Source organism: Olivibacter sp. XZL3 (assembly GCF_004368405.1).
GTDB lineage: Bacteria > Bacteroidota > Bacteroidia > Sphingobacteriales > Sphingobacteriaceae > Olivibacter.
Genome location: NZ_SBJH01000006.1, coordinates 36,665 through 60,346 on the forward strand (window position 1 = coordinate 36,665; position 23,682 = coordinate 60,346).

The following is a 23,682-nucleotide window of genomic DNA, read 5'->3' on the forward strand; positions in this document are numbered from 1 at the left end:
ACAAAAAAGCAAAGGAAGAATATGCTATCAAAAAAATCAAAATATGCCATTAAAGCTCTTATCGTGTTAGGAAAAAACTACGGGAAGGAGCCGATGCAAATCCTAAAAATTGCTGAAGAAGAGAATATTCCCAAAAAGTTCCTTGAGCAAATTCTGTTGGAGATGCGCAATGCCGGTATATTGTATAGCAAAAAAGGTGCTGGAGGCGGCTATAGTTTAAATAAAGATCCAGAGGATATCCGCTTGTCGCAGGTAATCCGGTTGACCGACGGCCCCATCGCCTTGTTACCTTGTGTTAGTCTGAATTTCTATAGAAGGTGTGACGAATGCAAGACGGAAGAAACGTGCGGGATTAGAGATACCTTCGTAGATGTGAGAAATGCGATGTTACAGATCCTTAACGATACCAGTATCGCCGATATTATTAAAAGAGAGGAGAACCTCGCACTCGGTTTGTAAGCTAATAAAGGGCGTTTTTATACGGATTAATCAATTTTTTGCATTTTTAACAAAAAAGTCTACTAACTTGATATATTTTATCTATATTTGTATTGTTAATAATGACTGAAGCATGAGACCCACTAACTTATATATGAATTGCATGTGTAACTTGTCAACAAGTTAGGGGAGGATATGTATAGCATTTTGAAAGGCCTCCCCAGCATCTGGGGAGGCCTTTTTGTAAATAAAGATGGTATAATAAATAAGGTACAATATGGAAAGGCAACAATATTCTGAGCTACAAAAGCTGTATGTCGAACCGAAAATCACCTTGGTAGGCGCAGGGCCCGGCGATCCGGATCTAATCAGTGTAAAAGGCGTAAAGGCCCTTCAAACGGCCGATGTAGTCATATACGATGCATTGGTAGATGAAACGTTGTTAAACTACGCGCCAAAGGAAGCGACGCGCGTATATGTTGGTAATCCCTCGGGAGACGAGAACTTCTCCCAGGCGACAGTAAATCGGTTGATGGTTGATTATGCGCTGAACTTCGGGCATGTTGTTCGCTTAAAAGGCGGTGATCTTTTTGTCTTCGGAAGAGGTTACGAGGAAGTGGAATTTGCAGCATCCTATAGCGTCGAAACGGAAATTATTCCCGGTATAAGCAGTGCGATCTCCGTACCGGGGTTACAGGGAATTCCGGTAACTCACAAAGGAAACAGCGAAAGTCTTTGGATTCTGAGCGGCACGGATAGCGACGGGTTACTTAACTCCGAAATTAAAGAGGCCGCCGACAGTAAGGCCACGGTTGTAGTCCTCTTAGGATTCGAACAACTGAATGAAATCGTATCAATCTATAAAAAATTAGGGAAGGGACGTTTGCCCGCTGCCGTGATACAGAACGGTTCGATGAAGAACGAAAAGATCGCTATCGGTATTGTCAACACCATAGAAGAGGTCGTTGAGGAGCAATCGATCGACAATGCCGGACCGGTTTTACTGATATTCGGGCAGGCAGTTACCTTACACAAGGATTTTTCTCGCATATTAAATTTTCTTGAACAAGAAAACTATTGAGTATTTTCGATTCGCCTTAATAATTGCTTGTTTTTAATGGAGCGTTGTTCTTTTTTGATCAACGCTTTTTTATGAGCGGTACGCTGATTATTACAAACAATTGAAATAAAAGTTTCTAACTAATTGAATTTTGTGTTAGGTTTGAATCGACAATAAAATCAGCATGGAAGAACAAAGTAGACTAATACGTAGCCAAACACAACGTTCACAGCATCGCGAGCATTCGGTGCCTTTATATTTAACTTCAAGTTTTGTCTTTGACGACGCGGAACAAGGGCGCGCCATATTTGCAGGAGAGGAAGACGGGATTGTGTATTCCAGGTATTCAAACCCGAACACGAATGAATTTATACAAAAAGTTTGTGAGTTAGAAGGAGCAGAAGCCGGTTTAGCCTTTTCGTCCGGAATGGCGGCTGTTTTTGCCTCTTTTGCTGCGCTGCTAAAAAGCGGCGACCATATTGTGGCGTGTAGATCTGTTTTCGGATCCACCCATCAGTTGTTTACCACCGTGTTCCCGAAATGGGGTATTACCACATCCTATGTTGATGCAAGTAATCCGGAAGCGTGGGAAGAAGCTATTCAAGAGAATACACGGATGATCTTTTTGGAAACTCCTTCTAACCCCGGGCTTGAGCTGGTGGATTTAGCTTGGTTGGGCGCTTTCAAAGAAAAATATCCGAATATTATTCTGAATGTCGATAATTGTTTTGCAACACCTTACTTACAGAAGCCTATTCAATATGGTTTCGACCTGGTAAGTCATTCTGCCACCAAGTATATGGACGGACAGGGACGTGTACTCGGTGGAGTTGTCGTTGGAAAACAAGAACTAATGGATGAAATAATGTTCTTTATTCGGCATACGGGGCCGGCGATGTCTCCTTTCAACGCATGGGTTATATCGAAAAGTTTAGAGACCTTGCCTCTTCGCATGGATAGGCATTGCAGTAATGCTTTGGCAGTAGCCAATATGTTGGAGGCGCATAATGAAGTGGAGGTTGTAAGGTACCCTTTTCTACCTTCACATCCGCAGTACGAACTGGCGAAAAAACAAATGAAAGCCGGCGGAGGCATCGTAACTTTTGTCATTAAGGGCGGTTTTGAACGAGCCAAACGCTTTTTGGACAACTTAAAAATGATCCTGATTACATCCAATCTCGGGGATTCCCGTTCCATTGCTACGCATCCTGCTTCTACCACGCATTCTAAGCTGACCGATGCCGAGCGAGAACGAATTGGAATTTATCCCGGAACGATACGGATTTCTGTGGGGTTGGAAGATAGTAGTGACATTCTTGCAGATCTGAAACAGGCATTAGATAATAGTAAATAGTCGTCAGTTTTGGAAAGTAGCTCTTTTAACAAAAAACGCAATACGGTTTTAACCTTAGAGCTGAAATTTTTATATTAAAAACAAGAAAATAAGCTGACAGCTGAAAGCTAAGAAATGAAAGTAACAATAAAAAGAGTAAACGAAGCAGTTCATTTTGAAGGGGAAAGTGCCTCTACAGATGTTAAGATACATATCGATGGCTCGCCCGAAATAGGCGGCGAGGCGCTGGGAGCGCGTCCTATGGAGTTGGTATTAATGGCTTTGGGGTCCTGCAGTGCCTTGGATTTTATAAATATCTTGAAGAAGCAAAAGCAAGAAATTGTTGACGTAAAAATCGACATCGACGGCAAGCGAAAAGATACCATTCCGGCTGTATTTACAGACGTCCATTTGCTGTTTAAGTTAAAAGGTAAAATAGACGCTGAAAAGGCTAATAAAGCAGCCGAGCTGGCTGTTAAGAAGTATTGCTCTGTGCACGATATGCTGGCTGCCGGAGGTGTGCAAATCACCTATGAAGTGGTCATAGACGCGGTATAGTCATTTTACCTCTTTTTCCGAAACATTTTACGCTCTTTACTGTTCTCTGTGAAAAAGGGAGAGAAAGTTATGGCTACCATATGGAAAGTGGATCCAGCGCACTCTGAAGTGCAATTCAAGGTTAAGCATCTAGTTATTTCTACTGTTGCGGGCAATTTTAATAGTTTCGATGGTCAAATTGAGGCTGAGCAAGAGGACTTTTCGGATGCACAGGTTCAGTTTACCATTGATGCGGCCAGTATAGACACCAATAAGAAAGACCGAGATAACCATCTGAAATCAGCCGATTTTTTCGATACCGAAAACTATCCGACCTTGACATTCCAATCGCGGTCTTTTGAAAAGAAGCAAGATAATGAATATGTGTTGAGCGGCGATTTAACGATTAAAGGCCACACGGAGCTTGTGCAATTCAAGGTTGCTTTTGGCGGGACGGCCACAGACCCTTATGGTAATTATAAAGCAGGTTTTGAAGCCGAAACCAAAATCAGTAGGAAAGCCTTCGGTTTGAAGTGGAACGACTTGACGGAAACAGGGTCGGTAGTGGTAGCGGATGAAGTGAAAATCGTATTGAACCTGCAATTTGTGAAACAAGTGTAGGTTAGCGGTGATCTGTCTTCTTTAGAAAGCTCCCGCGCCATATTTTCTCGGCCTTGCGTCCGATAATCCAAAAAGATGCGGCTAGTAGCATGAAGAAAATAGCGCGGTTTACATTGTCCCACAGGTATTCAAAGAAACGGGTATAAAGATTGATCAGGAGGAAAGTAATGCCGAATTCTCTGGCGATTATATCGTTCTTTTTGAAGCCATACCAAGCGAAGGCTAGGGAAACCAGGCTAGATAAAATTCCCCAATAGAGGATGTGATATTGTTTGGTATCCGCCCATTTGTCCAAATCACTATAATTTCCGAAAATGGATAACAGCCACAGGGAAACCAACAGATATAGTATTCCTATTATATAGCTTAGCTGTTGAAAGCTTTTGATCGAATGCCATCTATGGTGTAATACCATGGTAAAGGCAGTAAGCAGCGCTCCAAAGACAGTAAACCGTAAGGGGTAATTCATACCCCAGAATTTAAAGCCCCAGTTGCTGTGGTAGGCAGTTTCTGTGGCAAACCAGATGCCCATTGCAATAAGCATGAAGGCCCAGATTGTTTTGGACGAAAGTCGAATAGCCAGTACGGTATAAATAACTATTGACAGAAAAAATAACAGCGAATATATGCCGTCGCCCTTGTCTATAACTTTTCCTAAATAACCGATAAAGGTGGCTGTAGAAAAGACACCTAATACCATCAAACTTTCGCTGGTGAACGACTTTTCGGGATGCTTTTTTTTATTGATATAGCCTAGGTAATAAAATAAAGAAGAAAGGAAAGCACAAAAGATACAAATGATTATATCGGGCGTTTCATAGAGCGTGGATAACAATTGCCGAATTTCTTGATCAACAAATAAGGACAAGAAAGCCATAACAATACACGAAAGTGCAACCCAGAACGAATATTGCGCTAATCGTTTCCAATCAAATCCTTTCACCTCATAGGACCCCCTCAGTTTGTCGGCCGTTTCTCCGTCGATCAAATGTTCTTCTTGCCAATGTGCAATGGCATTGTCGATGGTTTCCTGTTCGTTTTTATCAATATGGAGCTTCATGCCGAATTCTCACGTGTTAAGAGTCACTCCAACAGCAGCTCTTTTATTTTCTTTTCATCTTGAGCTAGCTGAGCGGTCATTTCTTCAATGCTGTCGAATTTATGATCATGACGAACAAAATGCAAAAAGTGAATTTGCAGCGTTTTGCCGTATAGCTGTTCGTCGAGGTCGAAAAAATTAATCTCAATACTCCGATTCACACCGTTAACGGTAGGCCGTGTTCCTATATAGCCCATGCCTTTTAACATAGGGCCTTTTTTTACGGGGATATATACGCCCGTTGCCATTTCGTTATGTTCTATAACGGTAGCTTGTACGGCATATATGCCGTAAGCCGGTATTAATTTATAGCTTTCGGGCACTTCGATATTTGCCGTGGGATAGCCAATGGCTCGACCTAATTGCTGGCCTTTTACTACTTTTCCGGTAATGTGGAACGGATAGCCGAGGTATTTATTGGCAATAGCAATTTCTCCGATAATAAGTGCCTCGCGTATTTTTGTTGATGAAACGGCAACATCATTAATGTCCTGCTCAGGAATCTCCTGTACCGTATAATGGTATTGCTCTGCAAATTTCAATAAATCAACCAACGATCCCTTTCGATCTTTGCCAAAATGGTGGTCGTATCCTATGATGATTCGTTTAGTCCCTATTTTGCTCACTAAAATCTCGCGGATATACTCCTCCGCCGATTGATTCGAGAAGTCGCGCGTAAAGGGCGTAATAATGAGGTGGTCTATTCCGCTTTCGGCAAGGCGATCAGCTTTTTCCTCGATGGTGTTAATGAGGCGTAAACTGTCGTCATCTGGATGCAAAATCATCCTTGGATGCGGAAAAAAAGTCAAAAGCACCGTTTCACCATTTATTTTTTGAGCGTATTCGCGAAGGCTGCTTATTATTTTTTGATGTCCTATATGAACGCCATCAAAGGTTCCAATCGTTACCACAGCATTATCAAGCGGTATAAAATCTTCAATGTTTCTGTATATTTTCATCTAACTATTTCTTTTTATTTGCCGATGCGCGCTCGAATAAATAATAATTGTTCTGTGCGTCAATATTAAACTGTATACCACTTATATTCGGAATGGACTTCATTTCGCTATTGTATGTGATGTCTTAGGCTAAAAAATCGATGTGTCGCGCTTTCCTCCAAGATACACATTTATTATAAATTGGCGATGGCTTTGTTCGAGAATTATGAATGTTCTTTCTCTTTATGCAGTAATAATCCCTTTTCTTTCAATAAGCGTATATGATTGGCCAGTGCCAGCACATCCCAAGCATTTTTTACATGAAAAGAACCGCTACGCGTTCTTCTTAAGCTACGGAGATAGGCGCCTGCTCCGACTGCTTTTCCAAAGTCATGGGCAAGCGAGCGGATATAGGTTCCTTTGCTGCAGACGACCCTGAAATCGACCTCCGGAAGGGCAATACGGGTTAGTTCCAGCTCAAAAATGGTTACTTTACGCGTTTTTAGTTCAACCGATTCCCCTCGCCGGGCTTTTTCATACAACCGTTCGCCTTGCACCTTCACCGCCGAATGCGCAGGGGGGTATTGATCGAGCGCGCCAATAAATTGTTTGCACGCATTATGCAGATCTTGCTCCGTAATGTGCGCGATATCAAAGAAATAATCGGGCTCCGTTTCCAAGTCATAAGACGGCGTGCTCGCGCCGAGCATAAAGGTTCCGGTATATTCTTTTTCCTGCGCCTGAAGCTCATCGATTGTTTTCGTGCGTTTACCCGTACAGACAATTAATAAGCCTGTTGCTAAGGGATCTAAGGTGCCTGCATGGCCTACCTTAAGCTTCAACGGCTTTAAGGAGTTACGGATTTTACTCACAACGTCAAAGCTTGTCCATTCATAGGGCTTGTCAATTAAAAGTACTTCGCCCTGGGCAAAGTCGAACTCGGGAAAAACGTATTTTTCTTTTTCGTCGTCCATTAAAGCACTGATAAACTGTGACCGCTTAAAAGCATCACAATAATAATCCCACCGACTACAATCCTGTACCACCCAAAGGCTTTAAAGCCGTATTTTGTCACATAACCAATGAAGCTTTTGATGGCAATAACCGCTACAACAAAGCCGACTACATTACCCATTATCAGCGCGTTATATTCGTCTGCTGTGAATTGATTACCCTCTTTATAAAAATCCAGCAATTTTTTAGCCGTAGCACCAAACATGGTCGGTACAGCCAAAAAGAAAGAAAATTCAGCGGCGGCTTTGCGCGAGAGCTTTTGCGTCATCCCACCAACAATGGTGGCGCCCGAGCGGGAGGTGCCGGGAATCATCGCAAGGCATTGGAAAAGGCCTATCTTAAAGGCTGTAAAATAAGAGACGTCATCTGAATCATCAGTGACGGGGGCGTTAAACCACCGATCCACAAATAATAAAATTATCCCCCCTAAAACTAAGGTTATAGCTACTACCATGGGGCTTTCAAGCATGTTGTCTATCACATCGCTAAACAACAGACCAAAAAAGGCCGCCGGTATAAATGCAACCAATAGCTTCAAGTAGAAAGACCACGATCGAAAGAAGCGTTTGAAATACAGAACCACAACCGATAAGATGGTTCCTAGTTGAATGGCTACTGTAAACAATTTTACGAAGGCCGATGGCTCGATGCCCATTAAAGCGGTAGCGATGATTAAGTGGCCTGTGGATGAAACGGGCAAAAATTCAGTAAGCCCTTCTACAATGGCTAAAACAATCGTTTCTATTAAGGTCATCTATGGATTATTTTGTTGGGTTTTTTAAAATCGCCACAATACCCAGCGCAAAGCCTGCCACCACCACAATAGGAGCTAAGGTGATTTTCGTAAAACTGTAGATATCTGTTTTTCCTGCCATCAATACAAAGCCAATGATAACGATAGCGATGCTTAATAACATTAATTGATAGTTTAGTTTCCCGAAAACAAAATTTGATTTCTGTTCATTTTGAGCTACTTTCTTTTTTTCTTGAGGCATAATGCGAAGATTAAATTAAAATGAAAGCGTATTACCGATAAAGATCGTTCATTCGCAAGCGCAGGTATTTGCTGACCGCAAAGTAAGTACTGGCGCTGGAAATGATGATACCTAAACAGATAACACCGATAAAGATCAGGGCAAATTCAAAGTAATTGCGGAGAATGACGATTTCCGGAATTTGCTCTTGTGCGAAATATAGGGTGAGCAATAATAAAATAATCGCAATCAGGGCTCCCAATAAGCCGTGGAGTATACCATAGCCTAAAAATGGACGGCGAATGAAGCCTTTGGTAGCACCTACCATCTGCATACTTTTTATCAAAAAACGTTGTGAATAGATGGCCAAGCGAATGGTATTGTTTATCAGTGCTACAGCGATAATCAATAGGATGGCGGCAAAAGCCAATATAATTAAGCCGATAACGCGAATATTCTTGTTCACCATATCAATTAACGAATCTTGATAGACTACCTCTTTCACCATGCTGTTGCCTGAAACCTGCTTCGTGAAGGTTTCTACTCCCGCCTTATTGGCGTAGTCAGCCTTTAAATAGACATCAATGGAAGAAAGAAGCGGGTTATAGCCCAAAAATTTCACAAAATCCTCGCCTAAATCGTTCTGAAGATTTCTGGCAGCAAGCTCTTTACTTACGTATTGTGTGCGAAGCACTGCAGGATTTCCGTCGAGTTCTTTTTGCAGACTGAGAATGTCAGCCTCAGTGACGCCATCGTTAACGATGATATTCAGTACAATGTTCTCTTTTACATAGTTGGAAAGATTTTTAGCGTGAACGAGGATCAATCCCAGCAATCCCGTCATCAGCAATACCAACGCAATACTGATCACCGTGGATATATAGACGGATTTTGTTCTTCTTGATGATGCACTTACTTCAAATTCTTCCATATGCAACTAATTGAAATGCGAAATTAATAATTACATATGAGATATAGGACATGAGATGTGAGATTTTTCGTACTTTCGCAAGTCATACTGTAATGTGTTATAATGGACTATCAATTTAAGACTATAGAGAAAAAGTGGCAGCGATTTTGGGCTTCCAATCAAACATTCAAAGTTAATAATACGTCGGATAAGCCAAAATATTATGTGTTGGATATGTTTCCCTATCCTTCCGGAGCAGGTCTTCATGTGGGCCATCCGCTAGGCTATATAGCTTCAGACGTTTTTTCACGGTATAAGAGGCTGCGTGGCTATAATGTGTTGCATCCAATGGGATATGATTCGTTTGGGTTGCCGGCCGAACAATATGCTATTCAAACCGGGCAACATCCGGCAATCACAACAGAGAGGAATATTAATCGCTATCGCGAGCAGCTAGATAACATTGGTTTTTCATTTGACTGGAGCCGAGAGATAAGGACCAGCGACCCGTCTTATTATAAATGGACCCAATGGATTTTTATGCAGCTCTTTAATTCGTTCTATAATACGGCGAGTGATAAGGCAGAGCCTATTGATACCTTAATTCATGTTTTTGAGAAGGAGGGAAGTGCTGGCGTCCGTGCGGTATGCGATGAAGATGTACTAACTTTTTCTGCGGATCAATGGCGACATTTTTCGGAACAGGAAAAGGCGGCCGAGTTGCTGAAGTATCGATTGGCTTATTTAAAGGAAAGTACGGTAAATTGGTGCCCTGCTTTGGGCACCGTACTAGCAAATGACGAGGTTAAAGATGGCGTTTCCGAGCGCGGCGGCTATCCGGTCATTCAAAAGAAGATGATGCAATGGAGTATGCGGATCACCGCTTATGCTGAGCGGTTGCTTCAGGGCTTGGATACGGTGGATTGGCCAGAGCCGTTGGTTGAGATGCAACGTAACTGGATTGGAAAAAGTATCGGTGCGAGCGTAAAGTTTACTTTGGCCGGGATGGATGACCAAAGCATTGAAGTATTCACTACACGGGTGGACACCATTTACGGGGTGAGTTTTCTTGTACTGGCGCCTGAACATGAACTGGTTCCGCACATTACAACAGATGAACAACGTGGGCATGTCGACAACTATATCGAGCAAACAAAAAAGAAGTCGGAGCGCGACAGGATGGCTGATGCCCGGTCCGTTACCGGCGCTTTTACGGGAAGTTATGCCGTTCATCCATTGACTGGCAAGCAGATTCCCGTCTGGATAGCTGATTATGTGTTGGCTGGCTACGGTACGGGGGCTGTTATGGGAGTTCCCTCAGGCGATCAACGTGATTACCTGTTTGCTAAACATTTCCAATTGCCGATCCTAAAGATTCTCGACACCCAAGCGATCGAAGAAGAGGCTGATAGCCGAAAGGAAGGGGTTTATATTAACTCTGAGCTTATTAATGGCTTGTCTTACCAGGAAGCTGTTCCAAAGTTAATTGCCGTACTGGAGGAGCGCGGTATCGGAAAGGCAAAAGTTAATTATCGGATGCGCGATGCCATTTTTGGGCGGCAACGTTATTGGGGGGAGCCGGTGCCCGTTTATTTTAAAGATGGCTTGCCTCATTTAATAAAAGAAGAGGAACTGCCTTTACTGTTGCCTGAGGTAGATAAATATCTGCCAACTGAAAGCGGCGAGCCTCCATTGGGTCGTGCTGTCGATTGGAAATATCAAGGAAGCTACGAATACGAGTTGAGTACAATGCCCGGGTGGGCTGGTTCCAGCTGGTATTGGTATCGCTATATGGATGCACATAATTCGGCTCACTTCGCTTCAGAAGAAGCGATAAACTATTGGCAAGCGGTTGACCTTTATATCGGCGGATCGGAACACGCAACGGGGCACTTGCTGTATAGCCGGTTTTGGAATAAGTTTCTGAAAGATATTGGAAAAGTACAGGAGGAAGAGCCCTTTAAAAAGTTAATAAATCAAGGGATGATACAGGGACGCTCCAATTTCGTGTATCGTTTATTAGATGAAAACGGTGTAGGTACCAACACTTTCGTTTCTTTCGGACTGAAGGATCAGTATAGAACAATCGCCTTGCACGTGGACGTCAATATTGTCAACAATGATGTTTTAAATTTGGATAAATTCAAAGCATCCCGGCCGGAATATGCGCAAGCTGAATTTATTTTAGAAGAAGGCAAATATGTTTGCGGACACGAGGTCGAAAAGATGTCCAAATCGAAATTCAATGTGGTTAATCCAGATGATATCATAGAGCAATACGGAGCAGATACCTTGCGGATGTATGAAATGTTCTTGGGGCCTTTGGAACAAAGTAAGCCGTGGAATACCAATGGGATTGAAGGCGTTCATAAATTTTTGCGTAAATTTTGGCGTCTGTTCCACGATGCATCGGGCAATTTTTCCGTTTCAGATGCGGCTGCAACAAAGGCGGAATTGAAATCGCTGCATAAAATAATAAGAAAAGTGGAAGACGACATAGAGCGCTTTTCATTCAATACATCCGTTTCGAGTTTTATGATCTGTGTGAACGAACTGACAGACCTAAAGTGTAATAAACGCGCTGTTTTACAGGATCTCGTTATTGTATTATCGCCTTATGCACCGCATATTTGCGAAGAGCTGTGGTCTTTGTTAGGCAATGAAGCGGGCACTTTGTCCTATACGGCTTATCCGACGTTTAATCCGGAATACTTGGTAGAAGACGAGTTCGAGTATCCGATTTCTTTTAACGGGAAAATGAGGTTAAAGATCAATATGTCGTTAAGTCTGGACGTAAAAGATATTGAGCAGGAAGTATTGGCCAACGAGGATGTTCAACGTTATCTGGATGGCAAAACGCCTAAAAAGGTAATCGTTGTGAAAGGAAAAATTGTGAATGTCGTTGTTTAAGACCTTCTTTAAGCCCGCTGTAGATGAAAGTGCCCACAGCGGGCTTCTATTTATTAGTTCGCTTCCAGCGTATCTTCCACCTTGCGTTCTCCAATTTGCTGGCGCCACATGGCATAATACAGGCCTTTGAAAGACAGTAAGTCCAAATGGTTGCCGGTTTCTACTATCTTTCCTTTTTCCAATACATAGATTTTATCCGCATACATGATTGTTGATAGCCGGTGAGCGATCATAATCGTTAAATGTTGTCTTTGCGCTGTAATTTCTCGAATAGTGTTCGTAATTGCTTCTTCTGTAATCGAATCCAAGGCGGACGTTGCCTCGTCGAAAATAAGCAAACGAGGTTCTCTCAACAGAGCACGGGCAATAGACAAACGCTGTCTTTCGCCACCCGATAATTTTAAGCCGCCTTCGCCAATAACCGTCTCCAATCCTTTTTCCGCTCTCGCCAGAATATGCTGTCCCGATGCTTTTTTTATCACGTTCAAGATCATTTCATCCGTTGCAGCGGGATTTACAAAAAGCAGGTTTTCTCGGATGGTGCCCGAGAATAACTGAGTGTCTTGGGTTACAAATCCTATTTGATGCCTCAGCTCCTCAAAGTCTATTTCGTTATCTTTAAAGTCGTTGTAATATACGTGTCCGGCTGTTGGGTGGTAGAGGCCGACCAGCAATTTTACCAATGTTGTTTTACCAGAGCCCGAAGGGCCTACAAAAGCGATCGTTTCGCCCCGGGCAACCTCAAACGAAATCCCATCAAGCGCCGGTCGTGTGGCAGATTGATGTTGAAAATGTACATCCTCAAATCTCAATTGCCGAATGGCATCAATTTTTTCGGGTGAGCTGGGTTGGTATTCTACTTTTCTGTTTAACAGACGCTGAAGGTTATTCAACGATGCTTCCGCTTCACGATAGGACATAATGATGTTGCCTAATTCCTGCAGCGGGCCAAAAATAAAGAACGAGTAAAACTGCATCATCATCATCTGGCCAACAGTGATCTTATCACGAAAGACAAAAAACAATAATGCAAACATGATACACTGTTGTAAAAAGTTGACAAAGGTTCCCTGCACAAAACTTACGGATCGAATGCTCTTTACTTTTTTCAACTCCAATTGGAGGATTTTCATAGTGGTATCATTGAGCCGGCTAATTTCTTGCTGGGTAAGGCCGAGGCTTTTTACCAACTCGATGTTGCGTAGCGACTCCGTTGTGGATCCCGCCAAGGCGGTGGTTTCGCTCACAATATTCTTCTGGATGAATTTGACTTTTCGACTTAAAACACTCGTTAAAATAGCAAGGACAACGGCGCCCACTAAATAAATCAAGGGTAATAAGGGGCTTAATTTAAAGGCCACGATGACGACAAAAACGATGCCCACTAAGGTTGCGAATAAAACATTGACGAAGCTTGTGATGAACTTTTCGCAATCAGCTCTTACTTTTTGCAGTACAGAAAGTGTCTCACCGCTACGTTGATCTTCAAAATCCTGAAAAGGTAAACGGAGGGCGTGGCGAAGACCATCGGTATAGAGCCTTGCTCCAAACTTCTGTATAATTACATTGACCACATAATCCTGAAATGCCTTGGCTATCCGAGAGATCATGGCTACGCCAATAATCATTAACAGGCCGATTACAATCCCTTTAAAGAAGGCATTATCTGCGCCGGTTTCCCTAAATTGTTGGGCTTTGTTGGCATAGGGATCAATAATCAAGTTCCCGAGGATGTAAGGGTTCAGCAAAGAGAAAACCTGATTAATCGCTGCTAAAACCAAGGCCAGGAAGATAAGCCATTTATGTCTACTTAAATACTTAAGGAGTAATCTCATGGTAGGATAAATATTAGGAGGTAAAGATAGATCATCTTTTATTATAAAATTGTTATGAAACCGTCAAAAGGGAATTGTATTGGCTGCATGCCTTCTGAAAATGGAAAGTTCGTTTTACTTTCTTACCGAAATTCTATATTTTGCGCGCCAATACCGTTTTTTTAAAACAATATACATGAATTATTTTGGCAGGGCAGTATTTATACTGATTTTTAGTACCATGGAGTTTGCTGCTTATGCGATGAATGACAGCCTATCTGTCGACAGTCTTAGTGAACCGAAAATCACCTCAGACGCCATACGCTTTATTGACGGAGTAGCTCACACCGTATCCAGTCCCATTCGTTGGAAAGGAAATGACTGGCTTAAAGTAGGTGCTGTATTAGGCGGATCCGCTTTAATGATAACTTTAGACAAGCCTAACAGGACTTTTTGGCAAAACCGCGATTCGAAATTTTGGGATGGCATTGAACGCGCTGGCTTTCACTATGGTAAGCCTTATGCCGCCTTCATCATGACGGGAGGATTTTACCTCACCGGCTTCGTTATAAAGGACGAATGGGCTCGGGAAACGGGGCTTATGTTGGGCGCAGCCTATTTGACGAGTGGGGCCATACAGACCTTTATGAAAACCGCGGTAGGAAGAGCGCGGCCGGGAACCAACGTAGGGCCCTGGGCTTTTGATCCTTTTTCTCCCGATGCGGGCTATCATTCATTTCCGTCCGGACATATTCAAATTGCTACAGTCAGTGCGTTGGTACTGGGCCACCGCGTTAAAAGTCCGCTGTTAAAAGCCTTGTTTTACAGTACAGCCGGCGTTACGCTTGCCAGTCGGATGTACAGTGATTCACATTGGCTGTCGGACATGGCATTCGGAGGCGCTATATCGTGGTTCTGTACCAAAGCAGTTGTTCGTCGCATGGAAGAGAACAAGTATAAGAATCCGTTCAAGAAGCAAAATCAAATTACCTGGAATATTACACCCGCTCCACGTGGAATCGGCGTGATAGGAACGTTTTAGGATTAACACTTTACGCCGATTCGGATTGCTTTTAACCCACTTACGCCTTGCAGCTCCTCGAGCTCAAGCTCTTCCATGTCGTCTAATAAGATGTCCTTATTTTGAAGGTAATTAATATAGCCGATATACTCTTTAATTTCCCTTGCGTCATAATAGACCAAGGCAATTTTTCCGGGTTGAGTGAGCCTTTCGTAAGAGTCCTTTAAGTGTACTTTGTCTATTCTCTTTTTTATGATATGATATCGGATATTGTATGCACCTTCCACGTCGAAGCGCCTTTCATCCACTCTAAAGCTGATGTCAATGTCGTTTCCATTGATAAATATCAGCTGTGTTGTTTCCAGCGGCGTTTCCATTTGTTGCAGAAGGGTATGCGTTATTTTAGCAATAGAAGCCATCGAGGTGAGTTGCCACAGGCGTACATTCTTGAGGTAAAGCACGTCAAAGGGTTTTTCCGGCGCAATGGACTGACCGATATAGATGTCGTATTCAACGCCATCTGTTCTGAATTTCTCAAAATAACAGGGGTAAGATCGTTGTATTTCGTCATTTAAGAGTTCTAAGTATCCATTCACTGCCGTATTGATAGTGGCGATGGAAGATTCGAGCGCTCTGCGGTGTTGATAAGCTTTTCCGGTTTCCTCTACGATCTCTTGCTCATATTTTTCGATAATTTCCGTCAACGCTGAATGGCTGTTTTTGAAATGCATTAAAAGCATATACACTTCTTTCTCCATGAAGTCCTTCACCTTCATTTGCACCACGTCGATTGGACTGGCATCTAATTGCATGAGCCACTTATCACAATTAAATTCCATTTCGTCCAGTATGGCGATGCTGTAGATGCTCTTGATTTCTTGCAGTACTTGTTTGAGTAAACCCAATTGTGTTTTGTAGTCAGCAACCAGTGCTTTATTCCGTTCAATTGTAGAGTTTCTTATATCGATAGCGCCATATAAAGGATATACGTTTTTAAACTGAATATTCTCAATAGTCGGTTTTGGTTTTTGTGGGACGACTTTCTTCAGATACTCATAAGCGGCTTCATTGAATTTCCACTGAACAGCCGGTTGTAGGGAAGTGAATTTCTCTTTAATAATGGCATCGATGCGGGCATTGAATCTATTCGCTTGGTCGTACAGCAATTGTGCTAATAGCGGAGCAGCCCGGCGTAGTTTAGCGAGTGCTATTTTGTCGACCATATGTCCGTCGTTGGTATAGACCTCTAGTAATCCAATTACCGCGCTATTGTAATATAAAGGTATGCATACGTAAGAAGTAAGGCCTAAATCGGAAAGATCGTTCAGGAATTTAAAATTAGGATCTCCAAATTCGATGCCTATATTGTATACGATGATTTGCGGATTGAGGAGATAAGATTCCGTAAGGTTTGCCTCTTGACAGTGCGGCGTTTTCTTCTTAAGCAGGTCGGGTAATATACTCCCATGCATGTATACCTGATCTAATATAGGCTTGTTGTTAAGCTGTAATATGGGCGATAGCCCAAACTTGATATGGTGGTTTCCGGTTAGCGTCCGGAGCGATTCTTCCAGTATATCGTATGCTTGTTCGATTTCATCATCCGAATTCCGGCTGACAATATCCCTGATGTTTTGCATAACGCGATCTGGTGTGACTTCTTTCACTGTGATGATAGAAAAACCAGTGAAGGCGAATTGGTTAAGCGGGAGCATTTCACGCAGGAACTTCCATTCGAATTGCTGCACATTGCTTTGCCTAATTTTTTTATAGTCCAGTTCAGGCAGTGTTATTTTAGGCTTGATCTCTACGAAACGCTTGTCAATTTGGACAGCGTAATACCTGCGCAGGTTTGTCGTTTGATCTTTCGAAGAGAATTCCATGACTTCATCTTCAAAGGGTGGGATTTCATAAAAACGTTCCAGCAGCAAGCTATAAATAGATTGTTCAATTAATTCATGTTTATGCTTGCTTTCTTTAATGTCGTTAAAGGTCTCCTCACAGAACTCTTGACGAATTAAATTATAAAAACCCGTTGTGCCGTAAAAAACATTTTTACCCAAAGGAGTTGCTAGTGCCCAAAGCATTTCGCGTTCATCTTCCAGTGGAGGAACGAGCAAGTTGTAGACATAGAATAATACACGGCTGTAGTCGTTCAGATTTTCTTCCGTTAGCGGTCCGTAGACGGCTCTCGCTTCTACGAATTTATGAAGAAGAAATTCCAGCATTTCATGCTTTGCATTGTCTTCCGCGCCCGCCAGCTTTCTTAAGTGCTCAATAAAACCATCAATTGAAAGCTGTATATCTAGTTTGCCTAAAAGGTCTTTTTTATTTTCTGATAAATCTAATACTTGCGTAAACATGATTAATGTGAGGATTTACTTGTTAAAAACGGAATCCCATGGTAAAATAAGGATACCACCCTTCCTTTGAATGGCCAGCTACCAGTTGCAAAAGTGCAATTCTTGCCGGCGCATAATACAATCCTGCGCCGGTACCTTGATGCATCGACCGATTGTCTAGTCCATCTACCCAAACTTTTCCGATATCATAAAAAGCTAGCAGTCCAAGTTGTCCCGGCAAAATATAACTTCCTATTTGAGCCAGTTTAATTCTGGCTTCAAAATTATTAAAAAATAAATGTTCTCCGGCAAAGCGATATTGCCGATATCCCCACAGGTTGCCTTGGCCGCCTAGAAACAGCGATTGGTAAAAAGTCGTTTGCCCCAGGGTGGTTCCTCCGCCAAGTCGATTTGAAAAGGTGATCGCTTCGCTGCTAATACTCTTATAAACGGCAATTTCGGCTTTTGCCTGCAGGAAGGATTTGGAATACCCATTAAGTCCAGTCAGCCCCTGGATGTCCAATTTGACGTAGCCTCCTTCTGTAGTCAATATTTTGTCATTTCTGTTGTCTTTTAGGAATGACGCATTAAAACCGGCAAAAAGTTTATCTTTTGCGATCGTTAAGCTGTCGTATGTATGCAACTCGTTGGTATTGTTGATAAAGCGTCCGACGTTATCGTCCGAATCGTAGTAGTAAAGCTGCAAGGACGGTCCGACGGAAATGGAAGACGTTTCGTCCGGCGTCCATCGCAGTGCGGAATGTGCCTCGTATAAGTTAAAACGGCTTCGATAATACCTTACGGAATGGTTTTCTTTGTCATAACTGGAATTGTTGCCTAGTCCGAAAAAGTTTTGCGTATTATTCGGCGCGTATATATTCACGTCTGCGAGCAGATCTGCTTTTCCTACGGTTTCCTTCCAAACTCCTTTATATTTCACTTTAACGGCGCCAGTTGCGAGGGCTCCAGAAATTAAAAGCTGCTGTTGGTTTGCAAAAGGGCTTTTGCGAAAGCCTCTTTGGTGTGTATACCTAAATCCGCCCCCAATCATCACGCCATCGTCCGCATTAAAGCCAACCGTAACTAAGGGCATCCAGACGCTGTATAAATTTACAGGAACAAAAGCGAGGTTGGCACTATCTGTTGATAGGTGTTTTCTTAGCTTAGACAATTGCCCTGAAAAAGAAGATTGCTGCCCAGAGTCATAAATCTTAACAGGCCGTGCCGTTGAGTCGATATGATAAACCTTGCGGCCTTGTCCTCCAATAACCCGCAGTTTGATATGGGGATGCTTATTTTCGATATATACGCTGTCGTCGCCATTAGCCAAATAAATCCGAATCTCTTTCGTTAAAGAAGGGGCATACTCTTTTTCCATTAATTTGCCTTTCCTTTCCCCGTCTTTGTTTATTTTCCTGACAGTCACTTTTACGCCTTTATCCGTTCCGTCTTTGACTTCAACCCATTCGTGCTTATCACTTAATTTGATATCCACGATGCTATTGGTAAACTGATAATAGGTTTCCATCGCGTTTGAAATGGCGGCTCTTCTTTGCTTCAGTTCGCTGAAAAGCGAGTCGTGGCGGATGGCATAGGAAGAAGTGGGGAGTTTTTTAAGCGCTTCTTCTAGCACCTCATCGCTCATGTCGTTGACAAACTCATTCGTGATTTCCATCCACTCATCGTGAGTAAATTGATTTTTAGGATGCGCATTTAAGAAGTCGGATTTAAACAGGGAATATTTTGGGCGATCGATGGTGCTTCGAAAACCCTGTAATGTTGGCAGTGCCCAGCTACGGGACATGACATTTGGGAAGAAGCCCTCCACTTTCCTGAATGCTTGGTCTCTATCCCGGGGGACGGGTAAATAGTCCTTGTCTTTTCCCTCGCGTGTGTCATACCACCTCCATTGATCTTCATGTCTGTCCCAATCGCCTACCAGAAGATCTAGCATCCTGGCTCTGAGAAAAGTTTTTGCTTTATAAATGTCGTCATTGTCGTGGTTAACTTTATTCAGCATTTTTAGCGTATTATCGGAGTCGCCCAGCGGTTCCCGTTCCTCTATTAGGCATAAGGTATTTGCAAATACGGCGTTGTAGGCTCCGAGGGCACTGTCGGGCGCTATGATACCGATAATGGGGTTACTATGAGCGATTTTTACGGCCTCCGCCAATGGCGGAATCATCAATGCCGAATAGGGGTGTTGGGCGCTATTGGCATCATCGAGGAAATCGTGTGCGAAAGTTTGTCTCAACTCCACCGGTAGTAGTGCGTCCGTATTTTTGTTGACGCTTCGAATAACCCACTCTTTTCCGTTTTTGTCGGCCAGTCGCAGCGAGACCGTTTGCATTCCTCCGCCGCGCTTTAGGGGAGTCAGCCCCCCCTGGAAGGACGAGATCCGGATAATAGGCACCTTTGTTTGCGCGGCCCATTCTTGTCGGTAGTTCTCTCCAAAAAGCTTCCGATGAAGTTTTCCGACGCGGTTGTAAGTCGGGTTTGCTTGCACTAAGGTACTATCTTCGTTTGAGCTGCGGAGGAAAAGTGAATCACCTAAAGGAATGGGGTCGATGTAAGTCTTCTTGTAGCTGTATACTTCTCTAACCGTCCCATCGGTCAAAGCAAAAAAACGAATGTGTTGCGTCTTGTCCATCCACTCGTCAACGACAACGAAGCCCATTTTGCTAGCGGCAAATAGCGCTTTTTTTCCGTCTTTAATGAAGCTTTTTTTAGCGCCACCGCCGCTCACTATTTGTAAATTGCTTTCATCAAGCAAGAGCTGAAGACCATGTTCATGTCCTGCCATGTATAGCAAATTAGGGGAATTGTCTACTGTGGTTTTTATATCGCGCATCATACGCTGATAAGCGGGGTGGCTGATGTCTTCAGGATGTAGAAATACAGTCGACCTTAAAATGGGGTATAACGATCCGATTAAAGGTAATGGGAGATAAAGGCTCTTATTTAAATTGGTAAGCGGGAATAGATGATCCTTCCATGAAAAGTGGCCTCCATGTACTCCGTATGATAAAAAGGGATGATGAGAAGCGAGCAATACCGTTTTGTCCCGATTTTTATAGAGTAAACCTTCCAAGCGCTCGATGACATCCTCCCTGCTATTGCAATTGCAAGAAGTGTCTCGGCTGGACTTGCTGAAAGGGAAGAGCCACCATTCACTATCGTAGGCAATAACCGTCAGGTTGTCTGAAATATTAATTTCTACCGGGTCGGGACAGCCATTGCCGGGTACCATTTTTAGTAGGGGATCTCCAAGCGCTTGGAGAAAGTGCGACTGCGCTCTGATTTTTTCGAGTCCTTTTTTACCGGAGCGATCCCAATCGTGGTTTCCAGGCAGAAAATACACGGGGACCTGCTTGGTGCGAAACGGACTGAATTGCGCCTTTAGTATCTCTTCCGATTCTCCTTTTTCTGACGGGCTTAAGGACATTCCCCGGGGATAGATATTATCGCCTAAGAAAAAGACGGTTGTTTTGCTCTTGAGAACCTGTTCCGCAGCGCCGGCGATAACAGCACTCTGGGACGCGTTCACTTCGCCGGCATCGCCTATAAAAATGCTACGGCTCCTTATGAGCGGCTCTTGTGTATGGCCTGAAAGAAAGGCCATACATGCAAGTGCGAAAGAAATAAGTACAAGTTTGTTGTTCATATGCATTATTAAAATGCTTCTGTTGTTTCAGAAAAGAACGTGGTTGGCGTTTCCTTCCCTGTTACCCGGAGCCCTCAGTCAGTTATTGCTTTTGATAAACGAATTTCAGTAACGTAGCTTTTTCTGTGTCACCTGCTTCGTTGCTAATATAGAGATTGTTGTCCTTGTCGAAAGCCATCCCTTCCGGTTGATTGAAAAGCTTCGGATCCAATAAATGTGCCTCCTTTACCTTCCAATTATTGTCGGCAATCACTAAAAGTTTATTGATAGAAGATAGGATGTACCATTCGTTTGTTTTTTCGTTTTTGGCCAATGCTGAAGGTCGAAAGGCTTTGCCCTTTAGCTTTGTGTGTTTGCTAATCTCTTTATTGTCAATAACAAAGCTTTCTGTTCGTGTAAGTTTGCCGTTTGCTTCCAGTTTAATTACATAACCAGTCGTCTGGGATGTTTTTTTGTCAACATTGCATTGCTTACATAAAACATACAAACGGTTATCTGCGGTTGAAGTCGCCAAGCTTTCGTACTCTCCTTTAGGGAGAATCTTTTCAGACATTACCGCCCTGGTATCGGCACGATCAGGTTGTTGAAGAGGAAAAGAAAAAAAGGAACCATCGCTTCTGAGTAAAACGAAGTGCTTATTGTTAATAGTCAGGTCCTCATAATCCCCCTGTTCAGCAAATTTTATATAGTTGGCAGATTTATCGCCCGGGCGTAAATAGTAAAGATGTCCATCCTCGTCTTGCTGTGCAAATAAGGTGTTCGGATCACCGTTTAAAAAGGTTATACCGGATACCTCTTTTAATTCGGCAGGCAGTTCAATTCGTTCAGGTCTGTCCAAATGGTAATTTGCTGGCGAGGTGAACGATGCCTCTTTTTTTTGGGCGCAGGCCCCACAGGCCATCATTGCGATATATGCGGTAAATAAAGCTCTCATTGGTAATCTTAATTTTTATCCTAGCTATTGACGAGATCGCTGGACGAAGCGTTAATAAGCTCTTGTATTTTTTCTTGCGATCGTATTGTTTCGCCGGCCAGGGCGATATTGTTTCCGTCTTGGTCCAATTGAACGGCGGCGGTATTGTCTTCTAGCTGCAAAGCTATTATGTCTTTAATTTGATCTTTTAATAGTTCATCATAAATTGGGAAACAAACTTCTATACGCCTATAGATGTTTCGATCCATCCAATCGGCCGAGCCGAGAAACAGCTGTTCGTTACCGCCATTATGGAAAATGAAGATCCGACCATGTTCTAGATAACGGTCTACGATGCGGAGCACCCGGATGTTTTCGCTCACTCCGGGCAGTCCGGGGCGGATTCTGCAGATGCCTCTTACAATTAAGTCGATCTTAACGCCTGCTTGGCTGGCTTCATATAGTTTGTAAATGAGTGTTTCCTCCTCTAAATTATTTACTTTTAGGATAATACCAGCGGCTTCTCCGTTTAGCGCCTGTCTAATTTCGTTATCAATACGGTCGATGAAGACGGCGTGTAAGTTAAATCTGGCAACGAGTAAGTGGTGAAACAGCAGCGACGGGCATTCTTTGCCAAAATTTGGGCCGCTCAAGTAATCGAAAAGCTGAGCGGTCTCTTTTGTTATAGCCGGAGACGCCGTGAGTAAGGAGTGATCCGTATAAGTTTTAGCGGTATTTTCATTGAAATTGCCGGTTGAAAGCAAGGCTAATAAGCTGTGTTCGTTTTCTGACCGTAGCTTTATTAATGAAACCTTTGCATGCACTTTAAGTTTCGGATCGCTGTATATAATTTTTACGCCGGCACTTTCCATCCGTTTCGCCCATTTAATGTTGTTGGCCTCGTCAAATCGCGCTTTCAATTCGACAAAAACGGTTACTTTTTTCCCGTTCTTTGCGGCACTTATAAGGGCATGCACAATTTGCGAGTTTGTAGCGACTCTATATAAGGTGATATAAATTTCTTCTACCGCCGGATTTAAGACCGCTTCGTTAAAAAAACGTAGGATCGTATTGTACGAATTATAAGGTGTGTGAAGCAGTAAGTCCCGCTGTTTTATCTCCTCAAATAAGTTGCGCTGTCTGTAGCAAATTTCTTTAACGGGCAATTTTGTATATTCAAGTTGCGGATTCTTGATAGGGAAACTAAAAAAATCCCGTAGGTTGTGGTACACGCCTCCTTCAATATGGTTGGCGTGTTCGAGTTGCAGGCATGCTATCAATCGGTTTAGAACCAATTTAGGAACGCCCGGTTGGTAGAGGAGCCGGGTTGCCATTCCATAATCGCGCAAGTTCAACAGTTTCTCTATCTCGTTTGCAAGATCTCCACTGAACTCGTCTTGTAAATCGAGCTCAGCATCCCGCGTCACTTTAAAGGAGAATATACATGTCGGCGTATTCGTAAAAATATAAGGAAGATGCGCCCGGATAATATCATCGATCAGTACGATATAGTCAATGTCTTCCACGGTAACCCGAAAAAACCGGGGCACTTCATCGGATGGAATGTTTACCAGTGCCAGCGTATTGTCATGGTCGGCAAATCCGGCAGCCAAATAAAGCTGATTGTTCTTTGGAAAGAAATCGGTTCGCTCTGGATAATGAATTTCGATAAAAGCGGCGATGGTGTCGAAGAAGAAACGGTTTGTTTCTTCCTTAATAATTTCCGGTATTGCTTCGTTATAGATTAAACGGATATTTTGATTGTTTAAGGCAGGAATGATCGCGTCCTTTAAAATAGTGCCGAAATAAGCCTGTTGGCTTTCGATTATTTTTTTTGTTTTCTTTAAAAGGCCTTTTTTGATAAGCTTATTGGGAACGGCGTCTTGCTTTTTTAGCTGCTTCAGTGCCATCAGGACGGGTATTCGTACCCGATAGAACTCATCTAGATTCGATGAATAGATCGCGAGAAACTTTAAACGTTCGAGCAAAGGAACATCTTCTTTGGCGGCCTCCTCTAATACTCTTCCATTGAAAGAGAGCCAGCTTAGATCCCGGCTATTTAACAGCTTCTTCCTTTTTTTTAGCATGGCGACC

The 23,682-nt window shown here is 42.9% G+C and carries 18 protein-coding genes; 7 read left to right on the forward strand and 11 right to left on the reverse strand.

Annotation, left to right across the window (positions count from 1 at the left end; all coding sequences use genetic code 11):
* Window positions 1-21 precede the first annotated feature (21 nt).
* The 5 genes from EPX21_RS02140 to EPX21_RS02160 all read left to right on the forward strand — a co-directional run bounded on the left by EPX21_RS02140 (window position 22) and on the right by EPX21_RS02160 (window position 3,989).
* A complete protein-coding gene (locus tag EPX21_RS02140) occupies window positions 22-459 on the forward strand; it encodes an Rrf2 family transcriptional regulator (protein ID WP_013663868.1) in 438 nt (145 codons plus the stop codon).
* Window positions 460-715: 256 nt separating this feature from the next.
* On the forward strand, window positions 716-1,519 hold the full coding sequence (cobA, locus tag EPX21_RS02145) for a uroporphyrinogen-III C-methyltransferase (RefSeq protein ID WP_134088038.1): 804 nt from the start codon (window positions 716-718) through the stop codon (window positions 1,517-1,519).
* 163 nt (window positions 1,520-1,682) lie between these two features.
* Window positions 1,683-2,852, forward strand: a complete 1,170-nt coding sequence (locus tag EPX21_RS02150) for a PLP-dependent aspartate aminotransferase family protein (protein WP_134088039.1) — start codon at window positions 1,683-1,685, stop codon at window positions 2,850-2,852.
* A 114-nt stretch (window positions 2,853-2,966) separates the two neighbouring features.
* On the forward strand, window positions 2,967-3,389 hold the full coding sequence (locus EPX21_RS02155) for an OsmC family protein (RefSeq protein ID WP_134088040.1): 423 nt from the start codon (window positions 2,967-2,969) through the stop codon (window positions 3,387-3,389).
* A gap of 69 nt (window positions 3,390-3,458) precedes the next feature.
* On the forward strand, window positions 3,459-3,989 hold the full coding sequence (locus EPX21_RS02160) for a YceI family protein (RefSeq protein ID WP_134088041.1): 531 nt from the start codon (window positions 3,459-3,461) through the stop codon (window positions 3,987-3,989).
* A gap of 1 nt (window position 3,990) precedes the next feature.
* On the opposite strand, the gene EPX21_RS02165 is transcribed toward EPX21_RS02160, so the two are convergent.
* The 6 genes from EPX21_RS02165 to EPX21_RS02190 form a co-directional block, all read right to left on the reverse strand.
* On the reverse strand, window positions 3,991-5,049 hold the full coding sequence (locus tag EPX21_RS02165; RefSeq protein WP_134088042.1) for a DUF2157 domain-containing protein: 1,059 nt from the start codon (window positions 5,047-5,049) through the stop codon (window positions 3,991-3,993).
* A gap of 23 nt (window positions 5,050-5,072) precedes the next feature.
* Complete coding sequence (locus EPX21_RS02170) at window positions 5,073-6,047, reverse strand: bifunctional riboflavin kinase/FAD synthetase (protein WP_134088043.1); 975 nt, start codon at window positions 6,045-6,047, stop codon at window positions 5,073-5,075.
* 203 nt (window positions 6,048-6,250) lie between these two features.
* Entirely contained in the window at window positions 6,251-7,000 is a 750-nt protein-coding gene (truB, locus tag EPX21_RS02175) for a tRNA pseudouridine(55) synthase TruB (protein ID WP_134088044.1), read from the reverse strand.
* Window positions 7,000-7,794, reverse strand: a complete 795-nt coding sequence (locus EPX21_RS02180; RefSeq protein WP_134088045.1) for an undecaprenyl-diphosphate phosphatase — start codon at window positions 7,792-7,794, stop codon at window positions 7,000-7,002. The genes truB and EPX21_RS02180 overlap by 1 nt, the downstream gene beginning before the upstream one ends.
* Before the next feature lie 7 nt (window positions 7,795-7,801).
* Window positions 7,802-8,035, reverse strand: coding sequence for a DUF3098 domain-containing protein (locus EPX21_RS02185; protein ID WP_134088046.1), 234 nt, complete (start codon window positions 8,033-8,035; stop codon window positions 7,802-7,804).
* Between the two features lie 31 nt (window positions 8,036-8,066).
* Window positions 8,067-8,945, reverse strand: coding sequence for an ABC transporter permease (locus EPX21_RS02190; protein WP_134088047.1), 879 nt, complete (start codon window positions 8,943-8,945; stop codon window positions 8,067-8,069).
* Window positions 8,946-9,047: 102 nt separating this feature from the next.
* Here EPX21_RS02190 and leuS point away from each other — a divergent pair, with 102 nt between their 5' ends.
* The gene (gene leuS / locus EPX21_RS02195) at window positions 9,048-11,834 is read left to right on the forward strand and encodes a leucine--tRNA ligase (protein ID WP_134088048.1); all 2,787 of its coding nucleotides are present in this window, start codon (window positions 9,048-9,050) and stop codon (window positions 11,832-11,834) included.
* A gap of 53 nt (window positions 11,835-11,887) precedes the next feature.
* Here the strand turns inward: leuS and EPX21_RS02200 are convergent, their stop codons facing one another.
* Entirely contained in the window at window positions 11,888-13,669 is a 1,782-nt protein-coding gene (locus tag EPX21_RS02200) for an ABC transporter ATP-binding protein (protein ID WP_134088049.1), read from the reverse strand.
* A gap of 175 nt (window positions 13,670-13,844) precedes the next feature.
* Here EPX21_RS02200 and EPX21_RS02205 point away from each other — a divergent pair, with 175 nt between their 5' ends.
* Entirely contained in the window at window positions 13,845-14,690 is an 846-nt protein-coding gene (locus EPX21_RS02205; RefSeq protein WP_166670661.1) for a phosphatase PAP2 family protein, read from the forward strand.
* A gap of 2 nt (window positions 14,691-14,692) precedes the next feature.
* On the opposite strand, the gene EPX21_RS02210 is transcribed toward EPX21_RS02205, so the two are convergent.
* The 4 genes from EPX21_RS02210 to ppk1 form a co-directional block, all read right to left on the reverse strand.
* On the reverse strand, window positions 14,693-17,032 hold the full coding sequence (locus tag EPX21_RS02210) for a GAF domain-containing protein (RefSeq protein ID WP_134088051.1): 2,340 nt from the start codon (window positions 17,030-17,032) through the stop codon (window positions 14,693-14,695).
* A gap of 22 nt (window positions 17,033-17,054) precedes the next feature.
* On the reverse strand, window positions 17,055-20,675 hold the full coding sequence (locus EPX21_RS02215) for a BamA/TamA family outer membrane protein (RefSeq protein WP_134088052.1): 3,621 nt from the start codon (window positions 20,673-20,675) through the stop codon (window positions 17,055-17,057).
* Window positions 20,676-20,757: 82 nt separating this feature from the next.
* Window positions 20,758-21,609 carry an SdiA-regulated domain-containing protein gene (locus EPX21_RS02220; RefSeq protein ID WP_134088053.1) on the reverse strand — a complete coding sequence of 284 codons (852 nt, stop codon included), beginning with the start codon at window positions 21,607-21,609 and terminating at the stop codon, window positions 20,758-20,760.
* Between the two features lie 20 nt (window positions 21,610-21,629).
* On the reverse strand, window positions 21,630-23,675 hold the full coding sequence (gene ppk1 / locus EPX21_RS02225; RefSeq protein ID WP_134088054.1) for a polyphosphate kinase 1: 2,046 nt from the start codon (window positions 23,673-23,675) through the stop codon (window positions 21,630-21,632).
* Between the last annotated feature and the right edge of the window lie 7 nt (window positions 23,676-23,682).

What these genes read in the sequence shown, in the direction of transcription:
- ppk1 (WP_134088054.1), bottom strand. Translation starts at nt 23,675, where the DNA reads ATGCTAAAAAAAAGGAAGAAGCTGTTAAATAGCCGGGATCTAAGCTGG.
- EPX21_RS02215 (WP_134088052.1), bottom strand. Translation starts at nt 20,675, where the DNA reads ATGAACAACAAACTTGTACTTATTTCTTTCGCACTTGCATGTATGGCC.
- EPX21_RS02170 (WP_134088043.1), bottom strand. Translation starts at nt 6,047, where the DNA reads ATGAAAATATACAGAAACATTGAAGATTTTATACCGCTTGATAATGCT.
- EPX21_RS02180 (WP_134088045.1), bottom strand. Translation starts at nt 7,794, where the DNA reads ATGACCTTAATAGAAACGATTGTTTTAGCCATTGTAGAAGGGCTTACT.
- cobA (WP_134088038.1), top strand. Translation starts at nt 716, where the DNA reads ATGGAAAGGCAACAATATTCTGAGCTACAAAAGCTGTATGTCGAACCG.
- EPX21_RS02150 (WP_134088039.1), top strand. Translation starts at nt 1,683, where the DNA reads ATGGAAGAACAAAGTAGACTAATACGTAGCCAAACACAACGTTCACAG.
- EPX21_RS02165 (WP_134088042.1), bottom strand. Translation starts at nt 5,049, where the DNA reads ATGAAGCTCCATATTGATAAAAACGAACAGGAAACCATCGACAATGCC.
- EPX21_RS02200 (WP_134088049.1), bottom strand. Translation starts at nt 13,669, where the DNA reads ATGAGATTACTCCTTAAGTATTTAAGTAGACATAAATGGCTTATCTTC.
- EPX21_RS02190 (WP_134088047.1), bottom strand. Translation starts at nt 8,945, where the DNA reads ATGGAAGAATTTGAAGTAAGTGCATCATCAAGAAGAACAAAATCCGTC.
- EPX21_RS02220 (WP_134088053.1), bottom strand. Translation starts at nt 21,609, where the DNA reads ATGAGAGCTTTATTTACCGCATATATCGCAATGATGGCCTGTGGGGCC.
- EPX21_RS02155 (WP_134088040.1), top strand. Translation starts at nt 2,967, where the DNA reads ATGAAAGTAACAATAAAAAGAGTAAACGAAGCAGTTCATTTTGAAGGG.
- EPX21_RS02185 (WP_134088046.1), bottom strand. Translation starts at nt 8,035, where the DNA reads ATGCCTCAAGAAAAAAAGAAAGTAGCTCAAAATGAACAGAAATCAAAT.
- EPX21_RS02160 (WP_134088041.1), top strand. Translation starts at nt 3,459, where the DNA reads ATGGCTACCATATGGAAAGTGGATCCAGCGCACTCTGAAGTGCAATTC.
- truB (WP_134088044.1), bottom strand. Translation starts at nt 7,000, where the DNA reads ATGGACGACGAAAAAGAAAAATACGTTTTTCCCGAGTTCGACTTTGCC.
- EPX21_RS02205 (WP_166670661.1), top strand. Translation starts at nt 13,845, where the DNA reads ATGAATTATTTTGGCAGGGCAGTATTTATACTGATTTTTAGTACCATG.
- EPX21_RS02210 (WP_134088051.1), bottom strand. Translation starts at nt 17,032, where the DNA reads ATGTTTACGCAAGTATTAGATTTATCAGAAAATAAAAAAGACCTTTTA.
- leuS (WP_134088048.1), top strand. Translation starts at nt 9,048, where the DNA reads ATGGACTATCAATTTAAGACTATAGAGAAAAAGTGGCAGCGATTTTGG.
- EPX21_RS02140 (WP_013663868.1), top strand. Translation starts at nt 22, where the DNA reads ATGCTATCAAAAAAATCAAAATATGCCATTAAAGCTCTTATCGTGTTA.